This is a genomic window from Komagataeibacter sp. FNDCF1 (assembly GCF_021295335.1).
In the GTDB taxonomy this organism is placed as follows: Bacteria; Pseudomonadota; Alphaproteobacteria; order Acetobacterales; family Acetobacteraceae; genus Komagataeibacter.
The window spans coordinates 2,903,362-2,922,468 of the sequence record NZ_JAIWOT010000001.1 but is presented as its reverse complement, the minus strand read 5'-3'; the positions used below and the strand labels follow the sequence as shown (position 1 = coordinate 2,922,468).

General features: G+C 64.4%; 19 protein-coding genes and 1 tRNA gene. 10 read left to right on the top strand and 10 right to left on the bottom strand.

Annotated elements, in window-relative coordinates; translation table 11 throughout:
• Positions 1-53 precede the first annotated feature (53 nt).
• The 5 genes from LDL32_RS13815 to rfaD are packed head-to-tail and all read right to left on the bottom strand — an operon-like array spanning position 54 to position 5,307.
• On the bottom strand, positions 54-1,577 hold the full coding sequence (locus LDL32_RS13815; RefSeq protein ID WP_233067862.1) for a hypothetical protein: 1,524 nt from the start codon (positions 1,575-1,577) through the stop codon (positions 54-56).
• An 11-nt stretch (positions 1,578-1,588) separates the two neighbouring features.
• Positions 1,589-2,380, bottom strand: coding sequence for a peptidoglycan editing factor PgeF (gene pgeF, locus LDL32_RS13810; RefSeq protein WP_233067860.1), 792 nt, complete (start codon positions 2,378-2,380; stop codon positions 1,589-1,591).
• Positions 2,381-2,383: 3 nt separating this feature from the next.
• A complete protein-coding gene (locus LDL32_RS13805) occupies positions 2,384-3,427 on the bottom strand; it encodes an SAM-dependent methyltransferase (RefSeq protein WP_233067858.1) in 1,044 nt (347 codons plus the stop codon).
• Complete coding sequence (gene lgt / locus LDL32_RS13800) at positions 3,424-4,278, bottom strand: prolipoprotein diacylglyceryl transferase (protein WP_233067856.1); 855 nt, start codon at positions 4,276-4,278, stop codon at positions 3,424-3,426. Before lgt ends, LDL32_RS13805 begins: the two co-directional genes overlap by 4 nt.
• 48 nt (positions 4,279-4,326) lie before the next feature.
• Positions 4,327-5,307, bottom strand: a complete 981-nt coding sequence (gene rfaD / locus LDL32_RS13795; RefSeq protein ID WP_233067854.1) for an ADP-glyceromanno-heptose 6-epimerase — start codon at positions 5,305-5,307, stop codon at positions 4,327-4,329.
• 179 nt (positions 5,308-5,486) lie between these two features.
• On the opposite strand from rfaD, the gene LDL32_RS13790 reads away from it, so the two are divergent.
• The 5 genes from LDL32_RS13790 to LDL32_RS13770 all read left to right on the top strand — a co-directional run bounded on the left by LDL32_RS13790 (position 5,487) and on the right by LDL32_RS13770 (position 8,137).
• A complete protein-coding gene (locus LDL32_RS13790; protein WP_233067852.1) occupies positions 5,487-5,777 on the top strand; it encodes an accessory factor UbiK family protein in 291 nt (96 codons plus the stop codon).
• Between the two features lie 150 nt (positions 5,778-5,927).
• Entirely contained in the window at positions 5,928-6,431 is a 504-nt protein-coding gene (locus tag LDL32_RS13785; protein WP_233067850.1) for a YbjN domain-containing protein, read from the top strand.
• Positions 6,431-7,264 carry a pyrroline-5-carboxylate reductase gene (gene proC, locus LDL32_RS13780; RefSeq protein WP_233067849.1) on the top strand — a complete coding sequence of 278 codons (834 nt, stop codon included), beginning with the start codon at positions 6,431-6,433 and terminating at the stop codon, positions 7,262-7,264. Before LDL32_RS13785 ends, proC begins: the two co-directional genes overlap by 1 nt.
• A 64-nt stretch (positions 7,265-7,328) precedes the next feature.
• Complete coding sequence (locus tag LDL32_RS13775; protein WP_233067848.1) at positions 7,329-7,970, top strand: TetR family transcriptional regulator; 642 nt, start codon at positions 7,329-7,331, stop codon at positions 7,968-7,970.
• A 92-nt stretch (positions 7,971-8,062) separates the two neighbouring features.
• Positions 8,063-8,137: transfer RNA gene (locus LDL32_RS13770), tRNA-Gln, on the top strand.
• 114 nt (positions 8,138-8,251) lie between these two features.
• On the opposite strand, the gene LDL32_RS13765 is transcribed toward LDL32_RS13770, so the two are convergent.
• Both LDL32_RS13765 and LDL32_RS13760 read right to left on the bottom strand, forming a co-directional pair.
• On the bottom strand, positions 8,252-9,274 hold the full coding sequence (locus LDL32_RS13765; protein WP_233067847.1) for an alpha-E domain-containing protein: 1,023 nt from the start codon (positions 9,272-9,274) through the stop codon (positions 8,252-8,254).
• Positions 9,256-10,722: a circularly permuted type 2 ATP-grasp protein gene (locus LDL32_RS13760; protein ID WP_233067846.1), complete on the bottom strand. Its 1,467-nt coding sequence runs from the start codon at positions 10,720-10,722 to the stop codon at positions 9,256-9,258. The genes LDL32_RS13765 and LDL32_RS13760 overlap by 19 nt, the downstream gene beginning before the upstream one ends.
• 286 nt (positions 10,723-11,008) lie before the next feature.
• On the opposite strand from LDL32_RS13760, the gene LDL32_RS13755 reads away from it, so the two are divergent.
• A complete protein-coding gene (locus LDL32_RS13755; RefSeq protein ID WP_233067845.1) occupies positions 11,009-11,920 on the top strand; it encodes a transglutaminase family protein in 912 nt (303 codons plus the stop codon).
• 2 nt (positions 11,921-11,922) lie between these two features.
• Positions 11,923-12,984 carry a putative zinc-binding metallopeptidase gene (locus LDL32_RS13750; protein WP_233067844.1) on the top strand — a complete coding sequence of 354 codons (1,062 nt, stop codon included), beginning with the start codon at positions 11,923-11,925 and terminating at the stop codon, positions 12,982-12,984.
• Positions 12,985-13,030: 46 nt separating this feature from the next.
• On the opposite strand, the gene LDL32_RS13745 is transcribed toward LDL32_RS13750, so the two are convergent.
• Positions 13,031-13,966 carry a LysR family transcriptional regulator gene (locus tag LDL32_RS13745; RefSeq protein ID WP_233067843.1) on the bottom strand — a complete coding sequence of 312 codons (936 nt, stop codon included), beginning with the start codon at positions 13,964-13,966 and terminating at the stop codon, positions 13,031-13,033.
• 106 nt (positions 13,967-14,072) lie between these two features.
• On the opposite strand from LDL32_RS13745, the gene LDL32_RS13740 reads away from it, so the two are divergent.
• From LDL32_RS13740 to LDL32_RS13730, 3 genes are read left to right on the top strand one after another with little or no spacing between them, the layout of a single operon-like run.
• Positions 14,073-14,816: a (Fe-S)-binding protein gene (locus LDL32_RS13740; RefSeq protein WP_233067842.1), complete on the top strand. Its 744-nt coding sequence runs from the start codon at positions 14,073-14,075 to the stop codon at positions 14,814-14,816.
• Positions 14,813-16,222 (top strand): lactate utilization protein B, encoded by a 1,410-nt coding sequence (locus LDL32_RS13735; protein WP_233067840.1) that lies wholly within the window; start codon positions 14,813-14,815, stop codon positions 16,220-16,222. The genes LDL32_RS13740 and LDL32_RS13735 overlap by 4 nt, the downstream gene beginning before the upstream one ends.
• Positions 16,219-16,806, top strand: a complete 588-nt coding sequence (locus tag LDL32_RS13730; protein WP_233067838.1) for an LUD domain-containing protein — start codon at positions 16,219-16,221, stop codon at positions 16,804-16,806. The genes LDL32_RS13735 and LDL32_RS13730 overlap by 4 nt, the downstream gene beginning before the upstream one ends.
• A 46-nt stretch (positions 16,807-16,852) precedes the next feature.
• Here the strand turns inward: LDL32_RS13730 and LDL32_RS13725 are convergent, their stop codons facing one another.
• Positions 16,853-17,122 (bottom strand): HU family DNA-binding protein, encoded by a 270-nt coding sequence (locus tag LDL32_RS13725; RefSeq protein ID WP_233067836.1) that lies wholly within the window; start codon positions 17,120-17,122, stop codon positions 16,853-16,855.
• Between the two features lie 517 nt (positions 17,123-17,639).
• Positions 17,640-19,067: a hypothetical protein gene (locus tag LDL32_RS13720; RefSeq protein ID WP_233067833.1), complete on the bottom strand. Its 1,428-nt coding sequence runs from the start codon at positions 19,065-19,067 to the stop codon at positions 17,640-17,642.
• Positions 19,068-19,107 lie beyond the last annotated feature (40 nt).

The following is a 19,107-nucleotide window of genomic DNA, read 5'->3' as shown; positions in this document are numbered from 1 at the left end:
TTCCGCGCCCCTGCTCTTTATGTGCCGCCTTCTAACAACCCGCACATGGCCTGTCACCTGTCTATGCCGGGCGGCGACCGCACATCAGCCCGTCGTTGCTGATCCGTCACACCGGCACGCAGCGGCGGCAGGGTCACGCCGGGGAAGGGCCGCACCGGCATGGCCGGCGTTGCGGCGGGCGGCGTGGCGGCCACGGGTGTGCCATGGACTTCATGCGTGCCCGCATCCGGCGGCGTGGCGGGGGCCGCCGCGCTGGGCATGGGGGGCCATTGCGCGGACTGACGCGCGGCAGGCGCCGCCGTGGCAGCCGGTCGGGGCCGGGGCGTGGAGGTGGCCACGGCAGCGGGCGTCACCACCGGAACGGACGCGGCCGGCACCACGGCCGGAACAATGGGGGCAGCCCGGGTGACGGCAGGGCCTGCCGCCATTACGGGGGTGGGCGCTGGCGCGGGGGCCGCCACGGCGCGTGCGGGCGTGGCCACGGGGGACACGGTCGGAACCGGGGCTGCGGGCGCGGGTGCTGCGGCGGTCATGGCAACCGGGGCGGGCTGGGTCACGGGCGGGCTGGCAGCAGGCTTCTGCGTGGCGGGCGGCACGGCCTGTTGCCCGCCAGCCGCAGCCGTACTGGCAACGGCTGGCTGCGATGGAGCGGTGGCCTGCCGGGGTGCCAGCGTGCCATCCGCCGCCAGCGGCATGTTTGCCCGACCGGAATAGCGCGTGATGATCTGCCGGGCGGCGCCCGCCGCCTCATCGGCTGCCGCTACCGCGACATCGCCCCATTTCTGGTCGAGCGAATGGGCCTTGATGTCATGGATCTGGGTGGCGGCGCCCGCTTCCTTGCCCTGTGCGTCGACCACCTGCCATGTCAGCACGATATGCTGCTGCCGGTTCAATGATGTCGTGGTGACCGCGTCATTGAGCACGACGGTGCAGCGCACGGTGTAGTCGGCCCCCGTGGCGGTATGGCGGATATCCTCATGCGCATCGGGGAAGGCGGCGATGAAGGCGCGCGCCAGGGCACGGTCGCCATCGCCCGGTGCGCCCTGCACGCCTGCAAAATACACATGGGCCGGGCGGTTCTTGAGGCTGTTGGGGTCCTTCTGCATCTGCGCGGCCTGGATGCCGGTCAGCAGTTCCGCAACACCGGGGGCCGCCATCTGCGCCGAACGGGTAACGGCCTGCCCGTCAACCGCCTGCCACTGCACGGCGGGAACGGGGGCGCCATCCATGTGGCCCCGTTCCTCGCCCTTGGGGGTTATGACGGCATAGGTCGGCACGACCGTGCCATTGCTGGCGGCGGCCGTCATCTTCAGCCACCAGTCACCGGGGCGGACGGGCTGGCCCATGGCGGGCACGGACTGCGCCACCAGGGAATCGACCATGGCATGCTGCCAGGCCTGCGCACCCGCCGCATCCGTGCCCGATACGTCAGATACCGGCACGGCCAGCCGCGCGGTCGGGGCCTGGACCACACCATTCGCACCATTATGGCGGAAAGGCTGCGGCATGCTGACGCAGCCACCCAGTGCTACGATGGCTGACATCATGACCAGCCGCCGGGCAAAAACTTCTGACATCATGAACCTATCTATAGCCCCCGGCAGGCAATAACGGAAATCTGGTGGCCGATCGGGCCGCCACCTGCCAGCGTGCGGCGGCGATGGCTGAAAAACCGGGCTTCATCGTGCAGCGTATCAAGTCCCACCGCCATGGCGCGCCCGACCCCGCACCGTTCCAGCCGCGCCACGCAGTAACCCGGCAGGTCGAACATGAAATGCCCCTGCCGCGCGGCTGGCACAAAAAAGTCCGTGGCGGATGCATCGCACGCCAGCACCGCGTCCCGCATGTCCGGACCCACCTCATAACTCCGGGGGGCAATGCACGGGCCGACCACCGCGCTGATGTCACCTGCCGCGCAGCCCAGCGCACCCATGGCGGCCACGACCGATTCCATAATGCCCCCACAGGCCCCGCGCCAGCCCGCATGCGCGGCCCCCACCACCGTGCCCCGTGCATTGCTGAACAGGATGGGCGCGCAATCGGCGGTAATCACCCCGAGCGCAAGGCCGGGGCGGCTGGTCACCAGCCCGTCACCCTCTGGTCCGGCACCCTCGGCCCATGGGGTGGTGACGGTAATGGTGTGGTCGCCATGCACCTGCGTAAGACCCAGCAGGTGCTCGGGTCGCACACCGACATGATGCGCGACACGACGGCGGTTCTCACGCACGGCCCCGGCCGCATCGGCCGAGCGGGTGGAACAGTTCAGGCTGGCATAAGGCCCGGTGGAAACACCCCCCTGCCGGGTAAAGAAGCCATGCCGGGTCGCGGCAAGAAATGGCGCACGCACGACCTGTGCATCCGTAATGGCGCTGTCCGTCATCTGTCATGTTTCCCTGTTGGCCGTTGCGTCGTCGGTACGCCTGCCCGCAAAACCCGGCAGGTCGCCCGTTACCCCCGCCGAAAGTCCGAGCACGCGAAAAAACTGACCCATGCGCTCCGGCGCCGCAAGCCTTGCCGCCGCCGCCCTGATCTCGCCCGCCTGCTTCGGGGCCGCACGCTCAAGCTGCGCGCAGCGGGCCGCAAGCCCCAGTGCCGACAGGAACCGACCCTGCGGCACGCTGCCCCATACATCCACGGTGCACGCCGCATCCGCGATGGAACGGAAATCGACATGCGCGGTCAGGTCCGCCATGCCGGGGTCGCACAGCGGATCGGCCGGGTGGCCGTTACGCAGGGCCTGCAGGCTGTCCCCCCATGCTGGGGCATCGTAGCCATAATCAACCAGCAGCGCGGCACCCGGCCAGCGCCGCAGCCGTACGGCAAGGGCCTGCGTGAACTCCAGCGCCGGCTGGCAGGTTTCCAGCACGCCGCCCTCCGGCACCGGGCGCGTGCGGGCGGGATGGTCGGGCGGAAAAGACGCGGGCACGCGCCTGAATGCGCCGTGCCGCACAAAATGCTCATCCCAGCCCCCTGCCCGCCTTATGAACTGGCGGACCGGCAGCGCATCCAGGAATTCGTTGGCCAGCAGCACCATCGGGCCATCCGGCACGGTGGCCAGACTGTCATGCCAGCAGGCGGGAACGGCAGTCGCCCCCTGCAGCGCGCGCGCCTGCACGCCGCGCAGGCGGGGCGAGGTCTCGATCAGGTGCAGGCGCGCCGCCCGGTGGCAGGCAGGCGCGACACGGCGCACGAGGCGCAGCGCATCGGCCATGAGCGTGCCACGGCCCGGTCCCGCCTCCACCAGCATGAACGGGTCCGGACGGCCAAGCTGCCCCCACACAACGGCAACCCATGCCCCCAGCAGTTCGCCGAACATCTGTGATATTTCAGGCGAAGTAATGAAATCGGCAAACGGGTCACATCCCGCGTAATAGGCGGCATTCGCCCGGGCCATGAAATGGTCCAGGCGTTCGCCCGCGTCATTCACCGCGCTGTTCCGCCATCCGGTGCCTCCGGCTCGGCCATGACGGATGTGCGCGCGGGCCGCATCCATGCATTGAGCATGAGCCCCAGCCCCCCGATGGCCATGGGCACGCACAGCACCTGCCCCATGGTCACGCCAAAGGGCAGGAAGCCGATGAAGGCATCGGGTTCGCGGAAGCATTCGCACACCGTGCGCGCCACGGCATAGCCGAACAGGAACAGTCCCGCGATGAAGCCGGGATGCTGGCGCACGCGCAGGCTGCGCGAGACGCACCACAGCACGGTGAACAGGACCAGCCCTTCGGCAAAGGCCTCATACAGTTCAGAGGGATGGCGCGGTTCCGGCCCCGCATCGGGAAAGATCATGGCCCATGGCAGGGAGGATGGCGCGGGCCGCCCCCACAGTTCGCCATTGATGAAGTTGGCGATACGCCCCAGCCCCAGCCCGATGGGCACCACCGTGGTGATCCGGTCGGAAAAGGCGAGGAAGCTCAGCCCGTTGAGCCGCGTGAACACGATCAGCGCAATGATCACGCCCGCCGCCCCGCCATGGAACGACATGCCGCCATGCCAGACCTGCAGGATATTGAGCGGATGGGCCAAGTAATAGCCCGGCTGGTAGAACAGGATATAGCCAAGCCGCCCCCCCAGCACCACGCCCAGCGTCGCCCATGTCAGGAAGTCATCCACCTGCACCGTGGTCGCCGCCCGCGGCGGCAGGGCCACCAGGTGGCGCGCGATCCGCCATCCCGCCACCAGTGCCACGATATAGGCCATGGCGTACCAGCGGATGACGAACGGCCCGAAATGGACCATTACCGGATCGAACTGCGGAAAGATCAGGACAGGCAGCATCGGCCCACTTTCATTGTCTCATGGTTGCGGCGGCACCGGGCGCGATGCCTAGAGATAGGGGTCGGGACGGGCAAGATAGTCCTGCACGTAATGGCGCACCCCGTCTTCCAGCGTGGTGAAGGGGCGGGTATAGCCCGCAGCCCGCAGCCTGCGCATGTCCGCACAGGTAAAGGACTGGTACTGCCCGCGCAGGACCTGTGGCATGTCGATGAATTCGATCTGGCGGGCAACACCGGCGGCATCGCACACCGCATGGGCCAGGTCGGCATAGGTGCGGGCAATGCCCGTGCCGCAGTTGAACAGTCCGGTCACATGCCCGTGCTCCAGCAGCCAGAGCATGACATCCACCACGTCACCCACCCATATGAAGTCACGCGCCTGCGCCCCGTCGGCCAGGCCCGGCACGTCGGAGCGGAACAGGCGCAGGGGCTGGCCCGCGCGGGCCTCGTCATACTTGACCCTGACCACCGAGATCATGTTCCCCTTGTGGTACTCGTTGGGTCCATACACATTGAAGAACTTCAGCCCCGCCCATGACAGGCCGGGCAGCTCGCCTTTATCCAGACGGCGCAGCAGACCCAGGTCAAACGCCTGCTTGGACCAGCCATAAAGGTTGAGCGGGCTGAGCCGGTCAAGGCCTGCCGGGTCATCGCTGAACTGTTCCACCCTGTCCGCCGCGCCATAGGTTGCGGCGGATGAGGCGTAGATGAAGCGTACCCCCTCCTGCGCGCACCATTCCGCCAGCCGGTCGGACAGGTCCACGTTGGTACGCCACACCAGGTCCCCATCCGTGGCCGTGGTCTCGCTTATGGCGCCAAGGTGGATGACGGCCGATACATCCGGCCGGGTCGCGAGCCATCCATCCAGCACCTCGGGGGCTATGATCCGGCAGGGAGCATGGTGGCGCAGGTTGCGCCACTTGCCCGCGCTGCCCAGCCAGTCCACCACCACCGTCTCCACGCCACGCGCATGAAGTGCCTGCTGCATGCATGAACCGATAAAGCCCGCGCCACCCGTAATCACGATCACTGTCCCGCGCTCCCCTGCTTGCCCGAATTCCGTTTCCTGAATGCCGCGGGCGCCGCCCGTGCGCGCCCATTCCCATCGTGCGGATAGCCCTGAGGCGGCAATGTGTCTATAGTGCCTGCTTTCATCCCGCGCGGGGTCTGGCAAAAGACGCAGCGCGGCACGTCCTTGGAGTATCCATCATGTCCGACAGGCCCCGCATTCTTGATGATCTTGCCGGTGTGGCCGGTGGCGCGTTCTCGGCACTGGCCGGTGTGCGCGAGGAAATCGGCGCCATCGTCCGCGCGCGCGTGGATGAAACGCTCGGCAGCCTGAACCTGGTGCGCCGCGATGAATTCGAGGTGGTGCGCGAAGTCGCCACCCGCGCCCGCCTGGCCCAGGCGGAAATGGAAAACCGCATCTCCCGCCTGGAAGAACGCGTATCCGATCTTGAAGCCAGCCTGACCGCGCCCGCCCCGCGTTCCGGCCCCTGAGCACAACACTTGCAGCCGGTGCCCGCGGGCCATAGTGTAACAGCACGGTCCGCATCCTGATTCCCCGCAACAGAACACGGACCGGGTTGCAGAGACACGGAATCCGGCCACCAGCCGGATTTCCTCCACGACGGCTTCGGGGAGTGCCACATGCCTGCTCTGACTCAGACAACACGCACACGCAATACGAATCCACTCGATCTGATGGAACAGATCGTGGGCGGATATGACTGGAATTTCGAACGCCGCAGCGATTCGGAAATGGCGGCCGAGGCACCGGGCAAATGGTGCGATTACGGCCTGTTCTTCTGCTGGTCGGAAGAAGTCAGCGCCATGCATTTCACCTGCACGTTCGACCTCAAGGTCCCTGCCGAGCAGCGCCACAACCTGTTCGAACTGGTGGCCCTGGCCAACGAGCGGCTGTGGATCGGCCATTTCGGCATGGATCTTGAACACGGCACGCCCGTCTTCCGCCATGCCGTGCTGCTGCGCGGTTCACGCGGCGCATCCATGGAAAGCCTGGAAGACATGATCGACATCGCCCTGACCGAATGCGAGCGCTTCTACCCCGCCTTCCAGTTCGTGCTGTGGGGCGGCAAGAAACCGGCAGAGGCGCTGGAAGCGGCCATGCTTGACTGCGCGGGAATGGCCTGATGGACGGCATGCTTCCCCCCATCCTGCTTGTCGGCTGCGGGAACATGGGGGGGGCCATGCTTGATGGCTGGCTGAAGGAAGGGCTTGCCCCTTCCTTCATCCTCGACCGGCATCGCCCCTCCGTCCCCGCGCCCCACCATCTTGTCCGCAGCATGGATGAGATACCCGACACCTTCCACCCCGGCATGATCGTACTGGCCACCAAACCGCAGAAGGTGGATGCCGTCATGTCCGCCATCGCCCCCTTTGCCCTGCGCGCACCGGTCCTGTCGGTTCTGGCGGGCCGGACGGTAGGCGCCCTGACGGACGGGTTGGACAAGGCCCTGCCCGCGGGCAGTCCGGTGCCGGTCGTGATCCGCGTCATGCCCAACACGCCCAGCAGCATCGGGCAGGGCATGAGCGTGTGCTATGCCCCCACCGCCACGGCCGCGCAGCGCAGCCTGTGCACGCGGCTGATGCGCGCCGTGGGTGATGTGGCCTGGATCGAACATGAAGACCAGATGGATGTGGTGACCGCTATATCCGGCAGCGGGCCGGCCTATGTCTTCCTGCTGGCCGAACTGCTGGAACAGGTCGGCACCATGGAGGGCCTGCCCCCCGCACTTGCCCGACAGATTGCGCGCCAGACCGTGGCGGGGGCCGGTGCGCTCATGCTCCGCAGCGGCGTGGATGCCGCTACCCTGCGCCGCAACGTGACCAGCCCCGGCGGCACCACGCAGCAGGCGCTGGAGGTACTGATGGCACCCGATGCGTGGCCCGCCACGCTGGCCACGGCCATCAGGGCCGCCGCCCGGCGGGCACGTGAACTGTCGGGCCCGTCGCCCGTTTCATGACCATGCGCGCGCCGCATGGTTCGCACTGACCTGAACACCCCTGACCCGGAAGACCGAACCTTCGATGGATAACGACCAGTTTGACGCCACCCTTCTCCGTTCCGCGCTGGAACGTGCCGCCTCGCACGGGTGGCGCCGCACGACGGTCGTTGACGCCGCACGCGATGCGGGGCTGAGCCTGGAGACCGCGCGCAAGCGCTTTGCGTGCAAGACCATGGTCCTGCTGACCCTGGGCCGGCTGGCCGATGAGGCGGCACTGGTGGAGGACGGTTCCGAAGGCAGCGTGCGCGAAAAGCTGTTCGACATGCTCATGCGCCGCCTTGATGTGTTCCAGCAGTACCGTGAGGGCGTGCGCGCCGTACTGCGTGCGGTGCCGCTGGACCCGCCGCTGGCGCTGCTGCTGGGTGGCGCCACGGTGGAAAGCATGAAGTGGATCGCGGATGCTGCCGGGCTGGATACGGCGGGGCTTGCCGGTGCGGTGCGCCTGCAGGCGCTGCTGGGCGTATGGACCCTGACCCTGCGTACATGGGACAGGGATGACAGCCAGGACATGGGCCTGACCATGGCCGCCCTGGATCAGGCGCTGGACCGCGCCGCCCGCTTTACCGGACTGGGGCCTGCCACCCCGCAATCCACTACCGCCGGCACGGCCCATGACACGGGCACGGACCCGATGGTCGACCTGCCGCTGGAACCATCCGCCTGAACCATGGAGCCGGGCGGTTCCCCCTTTACGGCACCGCCCTTTAGCCATTAGAACAACCCCGGACCGGGCGAATCGCGCGGCCCGTGGCCTGTTGGGGCGTAGCCAAGTGGTAAGGCAGCGGATTTTGATTCCGCCATGCGGAGGTTCGAACCCTCCCGCCCCAGCCAGTTTCAGTCTTTGAAGAGCATAAAGAAATTTCTGCTGAAGCTTTTCAAAAAAAGCATCAGAGACGCCGCCTGGCTGGAAAAAGGCGGCCCCCGAACACTCCCATCATCCAGACCTTATGCCTGCACGGACACGACTGGTGGCCAGAAGGCGTGGGCAATGTCGTTCTGGATCTGCCTGAGCTGACGCTGGATCCAGTCCATGTATTCATGCAGCCCGCGCATGATGATGTCCTCCACCGTCTGCTCGACCAATGTGACGCGCAGTTCCTCCAGCCGCTCCAGGATCGGACTGCAATGGCGCAGCCGGTATTCGCCCGCCAGCGAACTCAGTGCGCCATCAACGCTGCGCAGGCTGGCGGAAAGCGAGCGGGGAAAACCATCATTCTTGAGCATGAAGCCCACGATATTGGCGGGTGTCATGCCTTCTGGCAGCACACGGCGGAAAGCGTGGTAGGCTGCGGCCGAGCGGAGCACCGATGTCCACTGGCTCAGGTCGATGTCCGACCCGACATCGGCACCGCTGGGCAGCAGGGTATGGTATTTTATGTCGATCAGCCGCGTGATCTGGTCCGCGCGCTCGAGATTCTTGCCCAAGATGTAGAACAGCCAGGCCTGGTCACGGTACAGCGTGCCTTCCGTAATGCCGAAATGGGTCTGGCAGTCCTGCTTGAGCCGCGTGCATAGCGGCGACAGGTCGCCTGCCCCCACGTCATCCGGGCCCAGTTCCATCACCCAGCGGGTGAAGACATTGAGGTGCATCCACATCTCGGTTGATATGAGCGGGCGCAGCACGCGGGCATTCTCACGCGCGCAGCGCGCCATGGACACGATGGAATCAGGATTGTCGCGATCGGTGATGTAGAAGGATACCACGCTGCGTTCGGTCGCGGCCTCATGATGCTGGAAAAACAGGGCATCATCCGCGTTGATGCGGATGACGCTGTCCCACCCGGCATCCATGTTGCTGGCCTGGACGGAGGAGCCTGTCACCTCGATCAGGCGCGCCATGTTCTCGATGCGCTCCATGTAGCGTGCCAGCCACATCGTGCTCTCGGCATAGCGTGAAAGCAGGTTGCGCAGGCCCGGCAGCACCGGGGGGGGAAAGGCCGAAACCTGTGTCATGATGCCAGAACCCATGTATCTTTCGCCCCACCGCCCTGCGAGGAATTGACCACCAGCGACCCCTTGCGCAGCGCCACGCGTGACAGGCCGCCGGGCAGCACCCATGTATTGCGCCCGGTCACGGCAAAGGGCCGCAGGTCCACGTGCCGCCCCTCCACACCCCCCGGGCACAGCGTGGGCGAGACCGACAGGCTGATGACGGGCTGGCTTATGTAATTGGCGGGATCGGCACGCAGCAATGCGCGGAATTCATCCAGTTGCGCCTGTGTTGCGTGCGGACCGATCAGCAGCCCGTAGCCACCGGATTCCCCCACCGGCTTGACCACCAGATGCTCCAGGTTGGCCAGCGTGTAGGCCAGCCCCTCCGGCTCGCCACAGATATGGGTCTCCACATTGGTCAGGATCGGGTCCTGATCCAGATAGTAGCGGATGATGCGCGGCATGTAGGCATAGACCGCCTTGTCATCGGCAACACCGGTGCCGATGGCATTGGCCAGCGTCACGTTGCCCCGGCGGTAGGCATCCACCAGTCCCGGCACGCCCAGCAGGCTGTCGGGATTGAAGACCAGCGGGTCAAGGAAATCGTCATTGAGCCTGCGGTAGATGGAATGGACCGGACGCGGGCCACCCACGGTCCGCATGTACACACGCCCGTCCTCCACCATGAGGTCCCGCCCCTCGACCAGCGGAATGCCCATCTCGCGCGCCAGGAACACATGCTCGAAATACGCGGCGTTGTAGATCCCGGGGGAAAGCAGGACCACCTGCGGATTCGCAACGCCCGCAGGGGCCACCTCCGCCAGTGCACGGTGCAGGCGGGGGCCGTATTCATCCACCGGGCGGATATCAAGCCCCGTGGCAAGATCGGGCATGAGGCGCAGCATCATCTGCCGGTTTTCCAGCACGTATGACGCGCCCGAGGGCGTGCGGGCATTATCTTCCAGCACCAGGAACCGGCCATCACGGTCACGCACCAGGTCGGTGCCGTTGACATGCACGTACACCCCGCCGGGCACATCCAGCCCCACCATGGCCTGGCAGTAATTGGCATTGCCCAGCACAAGATGTTCGGGCACCACGCCATCGCGCAGGATATGACGGTCATGATAGATGTCATGCAGGAACAGGTTGATCGCCTGCACGCGCTGCTGCACGCCGCGTTCCACATGATCCCACTCCGCCGCGGTCAGCACGCGGGGAATGACGTCGAACGGCAGGACGCGGTCTATCGCCTCGCTGTCGGAATAGACGGTAAAGGTAATGCCCAGCCGGTAGAACTGGGCCTCCACCGCGGCCGCGCGGCGGCGCAGTTCACCCGGATCGAAACAGGCCAGCCGGTCACGCACAAGCTGCAGACCCGATGGGGGGATGTCCCGGCGATTGAGCAGTTCACAGAAAAAATCCGGAACATCATAGGTCGCGAACAGCCCGGCTGCCTGCGCCGTCATCTTCATATCATTCATGCCCTACCTCCGCTGGAGTGGAGGTGGATCAGGGGCGAAGGAATCATGTCCACCCACCTGCCATCAATCATTTCGATCCATGACTAGCGGAGCAAGAAAATCGTCTCTTGCCAAGAACGAATCTGCACAACCTTCCCTTTCGGGCGCAAATAGCCGAAAAATACGATATTGCTGCCACCGCCAATCCTGATAGCGTGGGGCCGGCACATTGCAACCATGTCCGAACCGTACCATCGCCGGGTCCGATGACAGGCATGCGGGACTGTTTTCCGGGGCTCAAGAGTACATGAACGCGCATGCCATGCTGGTCCACCACACACGCTACCGCTACGACCGGCCCGTCCATCTTGGCCCGCAGACAATCCGCCTGCACCCCCGGCCCGGCTGTCCGGGCGTACTGTCCTACGCCATGGAAATCGCACCTTCGCCCCATAGCTGTACATGGGACTACGATGCATCGGGCAACCGCGTCGCCCGCGTCACCTTTGCCCGGCAGGTCACGCATTTCGACATTACCGTCCGCCTTGTCACGGACCAGACGCCGACCAGTCCCGGCCCCTTCGCCATCACGCCATCCGCGCGGGACTGGCCAGCACGGGACTGGCGGCCCACCGATCCCGCACTGGTCTCCTGCATGCAGCCACGCGACAACCCGGACGATGCCCCCACCCCGCTGCTGGATGCGCTGAGCGGACAATGGCGCGCCACCCTGCCCCGGCCGACGCTGGACCTACTGGTGGGGCTGACCCGTGCCATCGCAACGCGCATCACCTACCGCGTCCGGCCCGAAGCGGGCGTGTGGTCGCCGGAGGAAACCCTGCGTAACGGTGTCGGTTCCTGCCGTGACACCGCATGGCTGCTGATTGCGGTGCTGCGCAGGCTGGGCTTTGCCGCCCGCTTCGTGTCGGGCTACCTGTTCCAGCCCCGTACCGGCGCATCGGACCAGACGGGCGGCGAACTGCATGCATGGGCGCAGGCCTATGTACCCGGCGCCGGATGGATCGGGCTGGACACGACTTCGGGCCTGCTGGCGGCACAGGGCCATGTGCCGCTGGCGGTGGCTGCCATTCCCCAGCAGGCCGCACCCGTAAGCGGGCTGCTGGACCAGTGTGTCGCAACCTTCGAGGCGGTGATGGAAACCACCACCGTGCCCACGGATACCCACGGCATGCCCCCCCGGCGGCGGACCAGCCTGTAATCATGAAGCTGTTTTTCTGCCAGTCATGCCAGCAGGTCCTGTTTTTCGAGAACACGGCCTGCGAACGCTGTGGCCATACGCTGGGCTACCTGCCGCAGGCGACCGAACTCTATGCGCTTGACGCCATGGGCGATGGGCTGTGGCAGCCGCTGGGCGCACCGCACGCCCCCCGCGCCCTGTGCGCCAACAACGCCTGCGGTGCATGCAACTGGCTGGCCGAGCCGGGGCAGGCCTATTGCGTGGCATGCAGTTTCAACCGCACCATTCCCAACCTGTCGGTGCCCGGCAATATCGCGCGGTGGCAGAAGCTGGAAGTGGCCAAGCACCGGCTGTTCTATACCCTGCTCCGGCTGGGCCTGCCCATGCGCAACCGCCGCGAGGACCCGCAAAACGGGCTGGCCTTCGATTTCCTGGACAGCCAGCCCGATGGCACCCCCGCCATGACCGGCCACATGAACGGCATCATCACCATTGCCATGAACGAGACGGATGATGCCCAGCGCGAGAAGATGCGTCTGGAAATGGGGGAATATTACCGCACCCTGCTGGGCCATTTCCGCCACGAAATCGGGCATTACTACTGGAATGTCCTGATCCGCGATGCAGGACCCGACCGGCTGGCGGCCTGTCGGGCGGTGTTCGGCGATGACCGGCAGGATTACGCCGCAAGCCTGCAGGCGCATTACAATGCCCCCCCCAGCACCGACTGGCGCGGCAGTTACGTCAGCCACTATGCCACCTCCCACCCGTGGGAGGACTTTGCCGAGACATGGGCGCATTACCTGCACATCATCTCGACACTGGAGACCGCATGGGCCTACCGCATCTCCATCGATGCGGCGGGCGCGCAGGCGCCTCCCCTGCGTACCAGCGTGCAGCGCGACCCGTATACCGAGATGTCCTTTACCGAGATCACGGAAGGCTGGCTGCCGCTGACCTATGCGGTCAACAGTCTCAACCGCTCCATGGGGCTGCCGGATTTCTACCCCTTCGTGCTGACATCCGGTATCCTGCGCAAGCTGTCCTTCATCCACGACCTGATCCGCACCAGCCGCGTGGACTGATCAGCCCGGGCAGGATGCCGGCGCGCGCGCGGGCCGTGGCGCCATCTTATGCCGCCGTCTCGTCAGGGGCGATGGAGAGTGCGCTGTCATGCATGTCCCGGCAGCAGGCGCGCAGCGTGGAGATGAAGTTGGCCAGCAGCGGCACATGCTGGCCCGCGCGCATGGCAATGGCCAGTTCCGCGCGCGGCGCCTTGGCTCCCAGCGAATGGTAGGTCACGCCACCCGAATGGATCTGGTGCAGCGAGCGCGGCACGACCGAAACCCCCAGCCCGGCCGCCACCAGCGGCACGGTGGAGGCGATCTGCGGTGCCTGCTGGCCCATGCGCGGGGTAAAACCCGCATTGTGGCAGGCCGACAGGATCGCGTCATGAAAGCCCGGCCCCAGTTCACGCGGAAAGATGATGAACGGTTCATCCACCAGCATTTCCAGTTCCAGATGCGGCCGGGTGGCCAGCGGGTGCCCCTTGGGCAGCGCCACCACCGTTTCCTCCTCCAGCAGGGGGGAAACCAGCAGCCCGGCCCCATCGGGCACCGGCGGGCGGACAATGGCGATATCGATGGCACGGTCATGCAGCCCCTTGCGCAGGGCGGGGGTATTGCTTTCCTCAAGGTAGATGGTCACGTCGGGCCATGCTTCACGGAACCGCCGCACGGTCAGCGGCATCATGGGCAGCATCGACACGGCGCCGGCCAGACCGACACGGATATGCCCCTTCTCACCACGCGCCAGGCCCTGCGCGGTGGCCATGAACTGCTGCTGCATGCCCAGAAGCGCACGTGCCTGATCCAGCAGCACCAGCCCCACGTCCGTCAGCTTGACCCCGCGCGTAAGCCGCTGGAACAGCAGGACCCCCAGTTCATTCTCCAGCTGCTTGATCTGCTGGCTCAGAGGGGGCTGCTCCATGCCTAGCTGCTCTGCGGCACGCGTGAAGCTTCCGTTCTCGGCAACGGCAACGAAATAACGTAAATGCCTTAGATCCATATGACATATAAATTATATATGGGATCGTCTTTCAATATATATTTGACGAAATAACATACCTTGCGCCACGTTTCGCGCCAATCGTGCTGAGGATGAGTGTCCCACAATGAAAATCGGCCTGTTCATTCCGTGTTATATCGATGCGTTCTACCCTGAGGCGGGAATCGCCACGCTGGAGCTGCTGGAAAAACTGGGGCAGGATGTCGAATATCCGCTGGACCAGACCTGCTGCGGGCAGCCCATGGGCAATTCCGGCTGCAATTCCGATGCCGCCGCAGCGGAAGCGCTGTTTGTCCGCAACTTTGCCAGATATGACAAGATCGTCATGCCTTCGGGCAGTTGCACCCACCATGTGCGCGACAATTTCGATGCCATCGAGCAGACCGATGAAGTCCGCCACGTGCGCGAAAACACCTTCGAGCTGGTGGAATTCCTGCATGACGTGCTGAAGGTCGATGCCTTCCCGTGGGCGGAGTTCAACCACACCGTGGGCCTGCACAACAGCTGCGGCACGCTGCGCGCGCTGCGTACGGCCAGCATGTCCGAACTGGGGGAGAAGCCTTTTTCCAAGCCGATGGACCTGCTGAGCAAGGTCAGGGGCATCCGCTTCGTCACCCCGAAACGTCCCGATGAGTGCTGCGGGTTTGGCGGTACCTTCTCGGTTACGGAAGAGGCCGTGTCCGCGCAGATGGGCGTGGACAAGGTGCGTGACCACCACGAGGCGGGGGCGGAATACATCGTCTCGGCCGATTCCTCATGCGTGATGCACCAGCAGGGCTGCGCCGAGCGTGCGGGCGTGCCCATCCGCTTCATCCATATCGCGCAGATCCTGAACGGAGCCGCTCAATGAGCAACAAGCCCGTCAATCACGCCCGTGCGGCGGAACACTTCCTTGAGGACAAGCCCCACCTGCAGTTCCATGATGAACGCCTGTGGGACATGCGCCAGAAGCGCGATGCCCAGATGCACATCCTGCCCGAATGGCAGGAACTGCGCGAGGAAGCATCGCGCATCAAGGAACACACGCTCTCCCGCCTGCCCGAATACCTCGAGCAGTTTGAGGAAAACGCGAAGAAGAACGGCATCCACGTCCACTGGGCGCGCGACGGGGCGGAGCACAACCGCATCGTGGGCGAGATCCTGAAGGCCCATAACGCGCACAAGCTGATCAAGAGCAAGTCCATGGTCACCGAGGAGTGTGACATGCGGCCCTACCTTGAAAAGCAGGGTGTCACCGTAACCGAGACGGATCTGGGCGAGCGCATCCAGCAGCTTGATGACCAGCTGCCCAGCCACATCGTGGTGCCGGCCGTGCACAAGCTGACATCCGACGTGGCGAAGATCTTCGCCAAGGACTACAATACCGATCCCGATATCCGCGACCCGCACCTGCTGGCCGAGGCCCAGCGCCAGGCTGCGCGCCCGGTCATACTGGGGGCCGATTCGGGCATGACCGGCGGCAACTTCGTGGTGGCGGAAACCGGCACCTTTGTCGTGTGCACCAACGAAGGCAATGCCGACCTGAGTGCAACGGTGCCCAACCTGCACATCGCCACCATCGGCATCGAGCGGCTGGTGCCGCGCATGGCAGATCTGGGCGTGTTCGTCCGGCTGCTGTCGCGCAGCGCGCTGGGCTCACCCATCACGCAGTACACCACCCATTTCCGTGGCCCGCAGAAGGGCGGCGAGATGCATGTGGTGCTGGTGGACAATGGCCGTTCCGCCCGCCTGGGGATGGAAGATTTCTGGACGTCGCTCAAATGCATCCGCTGTGGCGCGTGCATGAACACCTGCCCGGTCTACCGCCGCTCGGGCGGGCTGTCCTACGGTGCCGTGTATTCCGGGCCGATCGGCGCGATCATCGACCCGACGTTTAACGAACGCAAATACAGCACGCTTCCCTATGCCTCCACGCTGAACGGAAGCTGCACCAATGTCTGCCCGGTCAAGATCAACATTCACGAACAGCTGTACAAATGGCGCCGCGTGCTGGTCCAGCACCACGAAATGCCTTTTGTGAAGCGTGAGATCATGCACATGGCGGGCAAGCTGATGGGCCAGCCCAAGCTGTACCGCGCTGCCATCAAGGCAACCGAGGTCTCGCTCAGCACCATGCCCCGCTTCGTGCTGTATAACTGGCTGAACCCGTGGGGCAGGCACCGCGAAAACCCCCATCCGGTCAAGCAGACCTTCAATGACTGGTACCGCAAGAACCGCAAGCCCGGCAAAGATGGCACACCGGAGGCCAAGAAATGAGCGCACGCGACGAGATCCTGCAGGCGCTGCGGGCCAACCGCCCCACGCCCGAAAACCATCCGCTGCCGCCAGTCGCAACGCTGGGGGACCTTGATGCCAGCAGGGAACGCTTCATCACCAGCCTGAAGATACTGGGCGGCGACGTGCTGGAACCGGCCACACCGGGCGAGACGCTGGATGAAGCCATTGCGCGCCGTCACCCCGATGCGAAGATCATCTGCTCCAACGTGCCCGAAGCCCGTGGCACGCTGCCGGTGGACAAGATCAGGACACCGCAGGATGCGGCCATGATTGACGTGACCGTGGTGCGCGCGCCCTTCGGCATTGCGGAAATGGGGTCCATTTTCCTGAGCGAGGCCCAGCTGCCGATCAATTCATTCGCGCATCTGGGGCAGCATATCGTGGTGCTGCTCTCGGCCAGTGAACTGACGGCCAACATGCACACCGCCTATCAGCAGCGGCCGGAATTCAAATCGGCCAATTATGGCGTGCTGATGAGCGGCCCCTCCGCCACGGCGGATATCCAGGGCGTGCTGATCCGTGGCGCGCAGGGTGTGCGCTCGCTCTCGGTCTGGTTTACCTGACCGGATGGGCCGCCCTGCCGTCATGGCAGGGTGGCACCTTGCGGGATCAGACCGCTTTCTTGAGGTTCGGACTGGCCTTGAAGCGTACCGTCTTGCCTGCCTTGACCTTCACCGGCTCGCCCGTGCGGGGGTTGAGCGCCTTGCGGGCCTTGGTCTTCTTGACGGTAAACGTGCCAAACGACGGCAGGGTAAAACCGCCCTCGCGCTTGAGTTCCTTGACAATCGCCTCGATCAGGTCACTGGCAGCCTGATTGGCAGCAACACCGGTACAATCAATCGAGTCCTGTATAACGGCTGCAATGAAGGCTTTACTCATCGGAACGACCTGCTCCCTGCTGGCTAAAAAAAATTATCGAAAATATCCGTTATCCACACTGGAATGCGGCCGGTGCCATCCTCCGGGCGGGACGGTCGCGGCTTGTAACCTGCTGATCAGGGTTAGACCAGCAATTTTTTGTTATCACATAAAAATTTCTGCTGATGCCATCAGCAAGAATCACATTCCGTTCCCAAAGGGCCATGCAGGGCGGGGAATTGTGCAATAAACGATTGTTTCAAAATAACTATTTGATAAATAATACAATTCCGTTCCCTTTCTTTTTCCGGGAAGGCGACATTTTCAGAAGGCTTTTTTAAAAAGAAGCCTCACCAAAAATTTCTTTGCAATTTACACGCTGTTTGAAAATCGGGCGTCCGGAACGGTCCCGGCGGGGAAATTCATATCGATACAGAATCGTTCCGGATGTGGAATCCACCTGTTCCGCCATTGCAGTGGTCGGTGCCCCCCATGGCCCGATGGGGTGGGGGGCACCGGCCGGGCTGGCCGGATCGGCTCAGCTCTTGAAATTTTGTACTTTCAGGTCCGTTACGCCGACAAAGGTGATTTTGGTGCTGTCATCCAGGCTTACGGTCGTATTGCCCCCGGCAATGGTGGCTTGGTCCAGCATGGACTGGATGGTGGCCGGAGTTGCCTTGTAACCGGACAGATCGACCACATTGCCAGCCGACCTGCCAAAGTCCTGGATGATGTCGGTGCCGCCGGCCTTGCCCTTGATGAAGTCGAACTCCGTCGTGCCGCTCCCGGCCTGCAGCAAGTCGCTGCCCGTTCCGGCCTGAAGCGTATCCTGCCCGCTGCCGCCAACCAGCGTATCAGCCCCGCTACCGGCAACCGCGCGCAGCCTGCCCGTGGTCAGGCCGCCATCCAGCGTCTCGTTGCCGCTGCTGGCATAATAGGTGGTGGCACCCGTGGTGCCCACGTCCAGATCCAGCCCCGCCGTGCCGTAAATGGTGGCCTTGTTACCCGTTACGGTATCGGACATGCCGCTGGTGCCATCAATGAACCGCAGGGTACCCGATACGCTGACCGCGATGGTGCTGTCATCCACACCGGAAAGTTGGGCGGACGAACTGGCCGAAATCGTATCCCCGCTGCCGCCCGTAACACTCAGGCTGCCGTTCGATTCCCTTATGAGGCTGGTGGAGACATCGGTCATGGTCAGGTCGCCGCTACCATTGATGGTATCGCCCATGCCACCCTGGATGGTGTTGACCTGCGTGTCCGCATAGTCAAGGAAACTGACATTGATGAATGTATTGATGGTGGAATGGCTGACATCGTGCATCACCGTGCCATCCACGGCAGTCAGGGTGGTGCCCGCGCCGTTGAAGAGTGACTGGCTGCTGTCCGTGGCACTCCAGTCGCCTGTCACCGTAGGCGTGCCGGCATAGGCGAAGACGGTATCCGACCCGCCCATCGTCCGCATGTCGTCGCTGCCCGAACCGGCAAAGAAAAGCGTGTTGCCACCACCGGCGTAGTAATTCACGCTGCCGGAACCGGCGTGGTAATCCACCGTGCCGGCATTGCCGTCCACCACGTTGGTGGCGCCCTTGCCGCCATACAGGAAAAGCTGCTGATCGAGCGTGGAGGACGTGGTGCTGCCGATCTCGACCGAGCCGGCCTTCACGTCATAGCGGCCGCCTGCCGTGATTTCCTGCAGCTGGCTGGCGGCGGCATCGTCCATGTTGTAATCGATCCCGGCCATACCGATCAGACGCGCTTCCTGGAACGGACTGTTGCTGAAATCCCCCTTGAGGGACACGATTTCCGTGCCCGTCACGTCCTCGCTGGCCGCGAACTGGCTCAGATCCTGCAGTGCGGCTTCTTCCCCGACATCCTTCAGTGCCAGTATGATGTCACTACTGTCCGGATTGACATCCAGCGTCAGCCCGGTCGCACCGGTTACGGTCACGTATCCCATCATGCATTTCATTCCTTCCTACACGCGGCGGCACCATGTCATG